The organism is Candidatus Amarolinea dominans (assembly GCF_016704685.1).
Classification (GTDB): Bacteria; Chloroflexota; Anaerolineae; order SSC4; family Amarolineaceae; genus Amarolinea; species Amarolinea dominans.
On record NZ_JADIZS010000032.1, the window covers coordinates 1 to 8522 of the forward strand.

Genomic DNA, 8522 nt, shown 5'->3' on the forward strand with positions numbered 1-8522 from the left:
TCAGAACATAGGTATTTCCCATCGTCTGCGTCCCTCCTTCCTGTCTTGCATTTTAGCACCCTGACGGAGGGTTGGCGAAGCCCTCATGCGGTCAGGGGTGTTTGGATCCTGGAGAAGCAGGCTCACCGCGCCTGCGACAGGCGCGAAGACCGCACATCCGCAGCGACCGCCTTCACCGCGTCCCCCGTGAGCGAAACTCCAAACTGCGCTTGTCTCGCTACATACCTCTGTCGCTCTATGACTGAGCAAAGACAAGAACATCGAGGTGCTCCCAGTATCCCGCTGACGAATCACCGTAGTAATAACATGTGCCGGATGGGCCTGGGGGCTGCAAGGCAAAGCACGGAGATAAGATGGTTCCCTGCTGGTAGGTTGATAAATCCACTACCGAAACCGGCTCAAATACATATCCTTCACTGGATATTCCCAATTCCGAGACGACGTTTACTGCGCCCTTGATGACTACTACGTCTACACGTCCATTGGCGACAAATGCTGTATCTGTCGTCACACTCCCATCCGGCACGGTCAGCGCCTGCACGGCAAACGGCACGCTGCCGAACTGCACGCGCGGCGCCATCTCATCGTCCGTGCCGATGGTGATGCCGAGCCAGAGGGTGTTGTTGCCGGTGACAACCGCCTGCGGTATGGGCGTCAGGCTGCCGAGCATGACGTTGAAGAGACCGTCGCTGACCTGCACGCCGTTCTGGCCCGTCCACTGCTCTTCCCACAGCGGCGCGCCGCCGCTGGCGGCGTTGTAAAGGCGGAAGATGATGCTGTAGGCGCCGGTCAAGGGCGAGCCGCCGGCATCGGCCAGACGGCCCTGGTAGGCAATGGTGTTGGTCGAAGGGACATTCGGCCCCAGCAGGCGCAGCGGCAGCGCGCCGGCTGATGAAGCCCATAGGAGCAAACCGATCATCAGCAGGGTAAACAGGACGTTGCCTGGGGTGGGTAAGAATCGGCGCATGGCGTCTCGATTCCATTGCAGCCGCGGCCACGGAATGGCCAGATCAAAATGGATGTGCTTGCGGTCCATGATTCATGCTCCTCTCATGCAAGAAAGTTGGCTCACCTGGGATGCGCTGCGGCCGGAAGCGTCGCAGCGCATCCCAGAATCGGTTGCTTACTGCGAACAACTGCCGCCCCATCGTGCGGCGTACCACATGATGTCCACGATGGTGACCTGATTGTCGCCATTGCGGTCGTAGGGCAGTCCGGCGCTCTGCTGCCAGCGGCTGGCTTCGGCCTGCAGGTCAGCGACAGTGATGAGGTCATCGCCGCCGGCCAGATCGCAGCCAGGCGGCGCATAGGCGGGATACGGCTCGCTCCAGTTGCCGACCATGTCCTTGACCTGCACCCAGACCACGGCTTGTTCGTCGAAGGCCCAGGCGACGGTTGGCGTGTAGGGCATGGTGACGACGCCGTCGAGCAGCAGGGGATCATTGCTCAGGCGCATGATTCCCACGCCGGCGCTTTGCCCGGCCAGACCGTCGTAGGCCAGGATGGTCACGGTGCGCGTGAGGGTGTTGCCGGGCGCCACTTCGACATATACCAGCGGCGGCGAGATGTCGGCGAGGAGGATGTCGCTGTAAACCTCCGAGCCATTGCCGGCCACATCCCGGTACTGCGCATAGAGCGTGATGACCGACTGGGCGGTCAGCGACACAGGCCAGGTTACGGTCGTGGTATACGGCTGCCAGGGGGCATCGCCGAAGGTCGGATCGGCGCTCACGCGCATGTCCTCTACCCCGCTCAGGTTGTCCTCTGCGCCCAGGTAGACCGTCGTGGTGACGGTGTCCGGCCCGATGATGCGCGGACCAACGGCAAGACCACCCAGGGGAGGCAGCGTGTCCAACGCAAAGCTGGTATTGGCCACGGTCGAGACATTCCCGGCGCTGTCGCGGAAGCGGGCGTAGACCGTCTTGATCCCGTCGCCTCCCGCGGGCGTCCACGGTCTGAGCGCCGAGTACGGCTCCCAGGTGGTGTCGGTGAACGCGGCGTTGGCGCTGATCTGCATCTCGGCCAGGCCGCTGTTGTCGTCCGAAGCGATCACGTAGATGGGCACCGTGCCATCCTGCCGCGGTTCGGCATAGGGAGCGGCCTGGGATGGGCGCGGCGTGATCCAATTGAGATCGCCAAAGGAGGCCGGCTGCGAGGCGTCTGCCGGCTGCTGGCCCCGCGCCATGGCGCTGCGCAGAACCAACTGCTCCTCCCCCACGGCCAACTGCCCAATGGGTGGGTTAGGATCGAGGATGATGTCATCGAAGTAGGTGGCATGGATGACGCCGTTGACGTCCTTGAAAGCGGCGTACACGAAGCGCGGCAGCACATACTGCCCGTAGCTCGTAATCGTCCAGTCCCTGGTTTCGGCATAAGGCTCCCAGACTGCGCCGCCAAACCCGCCGTCGTTGCTGATCTTCATTTCCACCGCGCTCGGTGAACAAAGCGTCAGTGTGACCGCGGTGCTGTGGGTGAAGGAGTCACCGTCGTTGATGCTGACCGTGGAGAACTCGCAGCGCGGGGTGGGCGTTGGCGTCGGTGTGGGGGTCGGCGTTGGGGTTGGCGTTGGCGTACCCATCGGCAGGCCAGCCGCCAGGAAGCCGGGCTGATGGCGATGATTCTGGCTCTGCAGGGTCGTTTCGTTATTGGGCAGCCCGGGCTCGCCCAGGGTACCCTGCAGGCTGTAGAGCGTCGAGGTCATCGGGTGCGAGCCGTTGCCCGAGGCGAAGATGCCGTTGATGAACTGGTACTCGTCGTGCCCCGGCTCGATGATCGGCAGCGCCTGACTGCCCGCTTCGTAGCCCCCCTGGAAGAGATAGTGGGTGCTCGAGATGCGCGGGGAGTCGAGGATTTGGCCCAGGGTGCCCCGACCGCTGTAGAGGGTGGAGGTGTAGGCGCCGCTGCCTGCGCTCAGCGCATGATCGAAGAGACGGTAGCTCAGCGAGCGCGGCTGCTGTGGATTGACATCCAGGTAGACGGTGTGCGAGATCACGTCTGAGGTCAGGCTGACGCCGTCGCGCACCTGCACGTACACCGGCCACCACTGCCGGCTGATCCCTGGGATCGTCCAGGGGCGCTGCGTGGCGTAAGTTTCCCAGGGTGTCCAGGCCGCACCGTCGCCCGAAATCCGCATCTCCTGCACGCCGCTGCCGGCGTCCGCAGCCGTAATGTCGAGGGTGATCAGGGTTTGGGTGGTCTGCGTGACGCCGCCGTTGATCGTGAAGTCCACCGTAGGCGGCGCATTGTCGTAGCGCAGGACAAAGCCGGTCGTCCAATCTTCGGCCTCGTTGTTGACGTTATCCCGGCTGCGCAGACGCAGGTAGCCGGTACAGGCGGCGCTGCTGCCACACAGTGGCGTCGCAGAGGCGAAGCTGTTGGCCGGGCTGAAGCTGCTGCTCGTGCCAGCGGGGTTATCTCCCCAGTACACGGAATAGCCCTGGATGCCCGAACCTTCGTCGTGCGGCGCGGGCCAGGTGAAGTTCGGCGTGCTCGTGATGTTTTGCCAGACATCGTTGGCGATGCCGGCGGCGTGAGTGATGCCGGTAGGATTCTCGGGTGGGGTGCCATCGTAGCGGAAGTTGTACAGCGTAGCCCACGGCGTCCAGTTACCGGCCACATCGCGCACACGGCCGCGCAGGAAATAGCTGCCGGTATGGACCCCGCCTGGCTGCGGGGTCCACGTGCGCGGCTCGGCTGCCAGGAAGGTCTGATACGCCGTGCCGTTGGGATCCTCGCCGAAGTAGAGTTGATAGCCCCACACCCCGGAGGTGGGATCGCTCGAGGCGTTCCAGGTGAAGGTCGCCACGTTGTGATCGCGCTGCCACTGACCATTGACCACAGAGTGGGTCTCGACCACGCCGGATAGCGGACTGGGGGTGTCTGGTCAATCTGGAAGTTGACCGTCCGGCTGCTTTCCTGGTTGCCCACATTGTCCAGGGCGTAATACTCGACGCTGTGGCTGCCGTCGGTGGTAACCACAAGACTCGCATCGCTGCCGCTGACCGTTTGCCAGCCGCCGTTATCGAGCCGGTAGCGCACCTGGCTGACCCCGCTGCGCGCGCGGCCGGTGTTGCCATCGTCCGCGTGCAGGCGCACGGTCACCGGGGCAATGAACCAGGTCGGCCAGTTCGCGGGGTTGGCCTCGTTGTTGAGGCTGACGGTTGTCACTGGCGGTGCCAGGTCAATGCGCAGGTCGAGATGGCGGCTGGCCGCGTCTGATTCAGGTTATCGTAGGCCACGAAGTAGACGTCGTTCTGGCCGGCCATGTCGGTGCGTGTCAGCGACCAGGTGTTGCCATTGGTCTGGTTGGGGCCGCTGCCGGCATTGTCGCAGTTGTCACAGCGGAACTCGATGCGGTTGAGCTGGCCTTCCGGATCGTTGGCCGTGCCAGCAAAGGTCCAGGTGCGGTCACGGCTGCTGATCTGACCGGCCGTGCTACCGTTGGCGGTGTTGAAGGAGATAGACGGGGGCTGGTTGGGCTGCTGAATGGTGAAGTGCCAGGTGGTGCTCCAGCCGCTCTCAGCGCCATAGTTATCCCTGGCCTTGACGTGCCATTGGTAACCGTAATACTGGCCATCCAGATTGCCAGGTCGCCAGCAGGTGCTGCCAGTCCAGCCGCTGTTGGCGTTGACTGCGCTGCCGTAGACTTCGGCGTAGAACTGCACCGAGTCGCCGTCGGGATCGCCGTTGTTGTTCCAGCACAGCTGCGGCGCACGACCGTCAGTGGCGACATGCCCATCACCAGGGCTCTGGAGAGATGGCGTGTTCGGTGCGTGATTGTCGCCGCAGTTCGGTACGTTGAAGACCTCAAACGACGAGACAGCATCATTCAGACTGGCGCCGTTGTTGAACTGATTGCCGCCAAAGTTGTCGTCGTTGCTGTTGCGGCAGGCCCAGCCGCCGCCGCGGTCGCCGTGCTCGAAGAGTTTGACCGACCAGCCGGAAGGGACACGCACGGAGGATGCGCGGTCATTGAAGCCGCCCACATTCTGCCAGCCAGTTGAGTCGCGGCGCACCCACCCGCTGCCCTCGCCTTCGTTGGCGCACTGGTACTGCCAGTCTTTGTAGAGAATGATGCCGCCGGAGGTGGGGCAGGTAGGCACAGGCGTGGGGGTCGGTCCACTTGTGCCATGAATGAAATGTTTCCCAGATGCCGAGGTGGTTCTATAGGACACGCCATTGAAACCTGTATTTCCACCACAAGCTCGCGTGGAGTAACAATCCATTTCGGAGATGCTGATGTTGCCACTGCTTGCACTCTCCACGTAGGCAATATGATTGCCCGTATCCCACACGGCAAGAGATCCGGCTTCCGGGGTCGTATCCACAAGTTTGCCGGCCCGTGACGCACATTCGTCCCACGTGTTAGCGTCGCCAGCGCACGGCACATCGCTGCGTTTATGACAGGCCCACCAAACGCAGTTACCTACCTGTGCACCGTCCGAATCTCTGGTGCAACACACGCAGATATTGCCAGGACTGTTGATGCCACAGCAGTTCGCAATGAGTGGTCTTGACGGCAACAAGGATTCTGAGATAGCCGGTATCTCCGAAGTATGGGCGTCTCCTGCTGATTGCCACCTGAATGTCTGTACAATCTCCGTGAATATCGCTCGCGCAGTGCCACCATCTGCAACAAGGTAAGTAATCTCGATAGCAAGCTGGCCTCTGACTGCTACCACAGCAACCTGTGCGGTGCTCGTAGAGTCGGTGTCGTCTACTGCCAACACAGCCGGCTGACCATCCAATTCGGCTTCGAGAACAACTGTGAGATCGGTCGAACTGGAAAACAATGGCTGTTTGTAGGTCTGAAACCATGTTTCTGCTGTATGACTTGACATGTTCTGGGAGCTATCAAGCCAGATAGTGGCGTTATCTGGGCCAATCAATGCCACCTTACGTCGAATTACCTGCTCTGCTGTTGAGTTCAAGTTCTCGAACATGACCCTTGCAGACCAAGATTCTGGATAGCGAATTGACCAGCCAAAGTCAGGATCGGTATAGGTATGCCAGTCTGACGGCACGTTTTGTTGCTCTGCCTTTGGATGTATGCTGCTCGCAACCAAGCTGGCGGGCTGCAACGTCACCAGTATACCAGCAACAGCGTCAGAATGTCATATCGCAATTTGCGGCGATTCGAATGCCTCATATCGTAGCCTCCTTGTTGCCAAGAGACAATGCCTCGATGTTGCGAATGGGATTGCACGACACCGAGTTACGGACATCGTCCTCAAATTCCGAATGTTGCAGTGCATTTGCGTCCGAACCTTGAGTCCCCGTTATCCGTCCCGAATCCAACCTGCGTTGTTGCTTGTTCTCCAGTATATATCATGCGAATAACTAGTGAACCGCCAAAATTGGATAGTTTTCCGTGAAGTACATACTGATCCGACAGAGTGCTCATGATATGCGTGCGCATTCTATTTAACTCTCCTCCTGGTGATACTGATAAATTATTGATCCGGTAGGGTTGCCCCGCTAGGAATCCATGCAACAAATGAACACATGATTACGATATCACTGGCAGGAACGTTAGGAAAGTTGAACCCTCACAAACAACAGGCCCCAGACCCTGGGCAACCAAGTATGACCAATCCTCTCTACGTGGTCGCTGCTGCGGTCTGCTGTTGACTGGTTACGGCTTGATTGGCGATCTTCCCCGTCGTCACGGCTCCATCGGCCAGTTTGGCGGTGGAAATGCTGCCATCCGGTGGCACCAGATTCACGTCGGGGAACAGTTTGGCCTGCGTCACGGCCTGATCGGCGATCTTGGCCGTCGTCACGCTGCCATCCGGCACCGTCAGCGCCTGCACGGCAAACGGCACACTGCCGAGTTGAACCCGTGGGGCCATTTCGTTGGGGTGTAATCGCTGTTATCTCCCAGTGAGAGTTTGAGGCATAATAGGCTTCCAGAACATGACTTGGAGGTTCCAATGGAAGCCATAGATTTGCTCGTGCCTCCAATGGCGGCGACGGATTTGCCAACCAGCGCGCCAACGGTGGAGGAACTTAAGACCCGCATCACCCAGACCGTCAATGCGCTGGTGGCTTGGGTGATAAGTTGTCAGACCTTGACCTTTTATGCGTTTGAGACCCAATTGGTGCCCCAAGTGCTGACGGTGGGGCGGCTATGCTTGCAACTCTTTCTCCAAATGCGTGAAGCGCAATGGCGGGCGGCGGCGGAGCAGTCGCAACCGGGGTGCAAACGTCAAGGCCCGATTGTGCGGCAACTGGGCACGTTCTTCGGCAAGGTCAGCTATGCACGCACCTACATCTACCGCAGGGGTGGTGGGTATTACCCTTTGGATATTGAGTTGGGATTGACCGGCGACGGATTCAGCCTGCTGCTGACCAGTTGTGCCGCCCGCCTGGCCAGCAAGGTGAGTTATGCGCAGACGGTCTTGCTCCTGACGCTGTTTCTGCGTTGGTCGCCAGCACAAAGCAGTCTGGAGGAGTTGGTCTTGGGGCTGGGTCGCCACACGGCGGCGTGGTTCGCGCACGCCCCGGCGCCGAGTGGGGACGGTGACGTGTTGGTGATCCAGATTGACAGCAAGGCCACGCCCACCGCCACCGAAGCGGAGTTGGAAAAGCGGCGCGGACCACGGGCGGCGAATCCGCATCCCGGTTCGCAGCGGCATCGCGGCCGAGCCGCCCGCCTGCGCCGCGGCGGCAAAAAGCGACGGCAGAAGGGCGACAAGGCCAAAAACGGCAAAATGGCGACCATTGTGGTGATGTACACGTTACGGAAAAGTGCGGATGGCACCCTGGAAGGTCCGCTCAACAAAAAGGTGTATGCCTCCTATGCGCCCAAGCGCCACGCCGTCGCTATCGCCCGGCGCGCAGCGAACAAGCGGGGGTTCACGCCGGACAGCGATAAGGCGATCCAATTGGTCACGGACGGGGATAATGATCTGGAACGCTACATTGCGGAACTGTTTCCCGCGGCCGAACATACCATCGATATCTTTCATGTGGTGGAATATCTCTGGGAAGCCGGGGCGTGCTTGTATCGCGAAGGCAGTGCTGAACTGACCGAATGGGTCGATGCGCAGAAAGCCGCGTTGTATGACGGGCGGGTGGCGGAGATCCTCGCTGAACTGACCCAGCGGCTCAAGCAACTGGCGCCCCAGCAGAGCAGTGCCCATGACCGCTTGACCAGTATCCAGGATTATCTGACCAAACGCCAAGCCAAGATGGACTACAAGCGGTTGCGGGAACTGGACTGGGAGATCGGCTCGGGGGCGGTCGAAGGCGCCGTGCGCTATGTCATTGCCCAGCGGTTTGACTGCGGCGGCATGCGCTGGATCAAAGAACGCGCCGAGGCCCTGCTGCAACTGCGCTGTATCGAGGTGAACAACGACTGGGAGGCGTTTATCACCTTCGTGCATGATCGCATCCAGACCCAAGCGCAAGAACAACACAAAAACCTCCCTCTCAAATGTGCCGAACCGGCACCTTTGCCTACCTATGGTCTGGCGTGAGGCGCCGTGATGCCCAACCGTGGATGGAGATGACAGCAACTG

Annotated in this window: 5 protein-coding genes and 1 pseudogene; 1 reads left to right on the forward strand and 5 read right to left on the reverse strand. The window is 60.6% G+C overall.

Annotated features, from left to right (window positions below):
- Positions 1-235 precede the first annotated feature (235 nt).
- The 5 genes and pseudogenes from IPF85_RS19130 to IPF85_RS19150 all read right to left on the reverse strand — a co-directional run bounded on the left by IPF85_RS19130 (position 236) and on the right by IPF85_RS19150 (position 6851).
- The gene (locus IPF85_RS19130; RefSeq protein ID WP_343409660.1) at positions 236-1036 is read right to left on the reverse strand and encodes a hypothetical protein; all 801 of its coding nucleotides are present in this window, start codon (positions 1034-1036) and stop codon (positions 236-238) included.
- Positions 1037-1123: 87 nt separating this feature from the next.
- The gene (locus IPF85_RS19135; protein ID WP_343409661.1) at positions 1124-3838 is read right to left on the reverse strand and encodes a hypothetical protein; all 2715 of its coding nucleotides are present in this window, start codon (positions 3836-3838) and stop codon (positions 1124-1126) included.
- A gap of 325 nt (positions 3839-4163) precedes the next feature.
- Positions 4164-5174 carry a hypothetical protein gene (locus IPF85_RS19140; RefSeq protein ID WP_343409664.1) on the reverse strand — a complete coding sequence of 337 codons (1011 nt, stop codon included), beginning with the start codon at positions 5172-5174 and terminating at the stop codon, positions 4164-4166.
- Positions 5175-5234: 60 nt separating this feature from the next.
- Positions 5235-5942 (reverse strand): annotated as a pseudogene (locus IPF85_RS19145) (CHAP domain-containing protein); the annotation flags it as partial.
- A gap of 657 nt (positions 5943-6599) precedes the next feature.
- Positions 6600-6851, reverse strand: coding sequence for a hypothetical protein (locus IPF85_RS19150; protein WP_343409662.1), 252 nt, complete (start codon positions 6849-6851; stop codon positions 6600-6602).
- An 81-nt stretch (positions 6852-6932) separates the two neighbouring features.
- Between IPF85_RS19150 and IPF85_RS19155 the strand changes: the two genes are divergently transcribed.
- Positions 6933-8480, forward strand: coding sequence for an ISKra4 family transposase (locus IPF85_RS19155; RefSeq protein ID WP_343409663.1), 1548 nt, complete (start codon positions 6933-6935; stop codon positions 8478-8480).
- Positions 8481-8522: the final 42 nt, after the last annotated feature.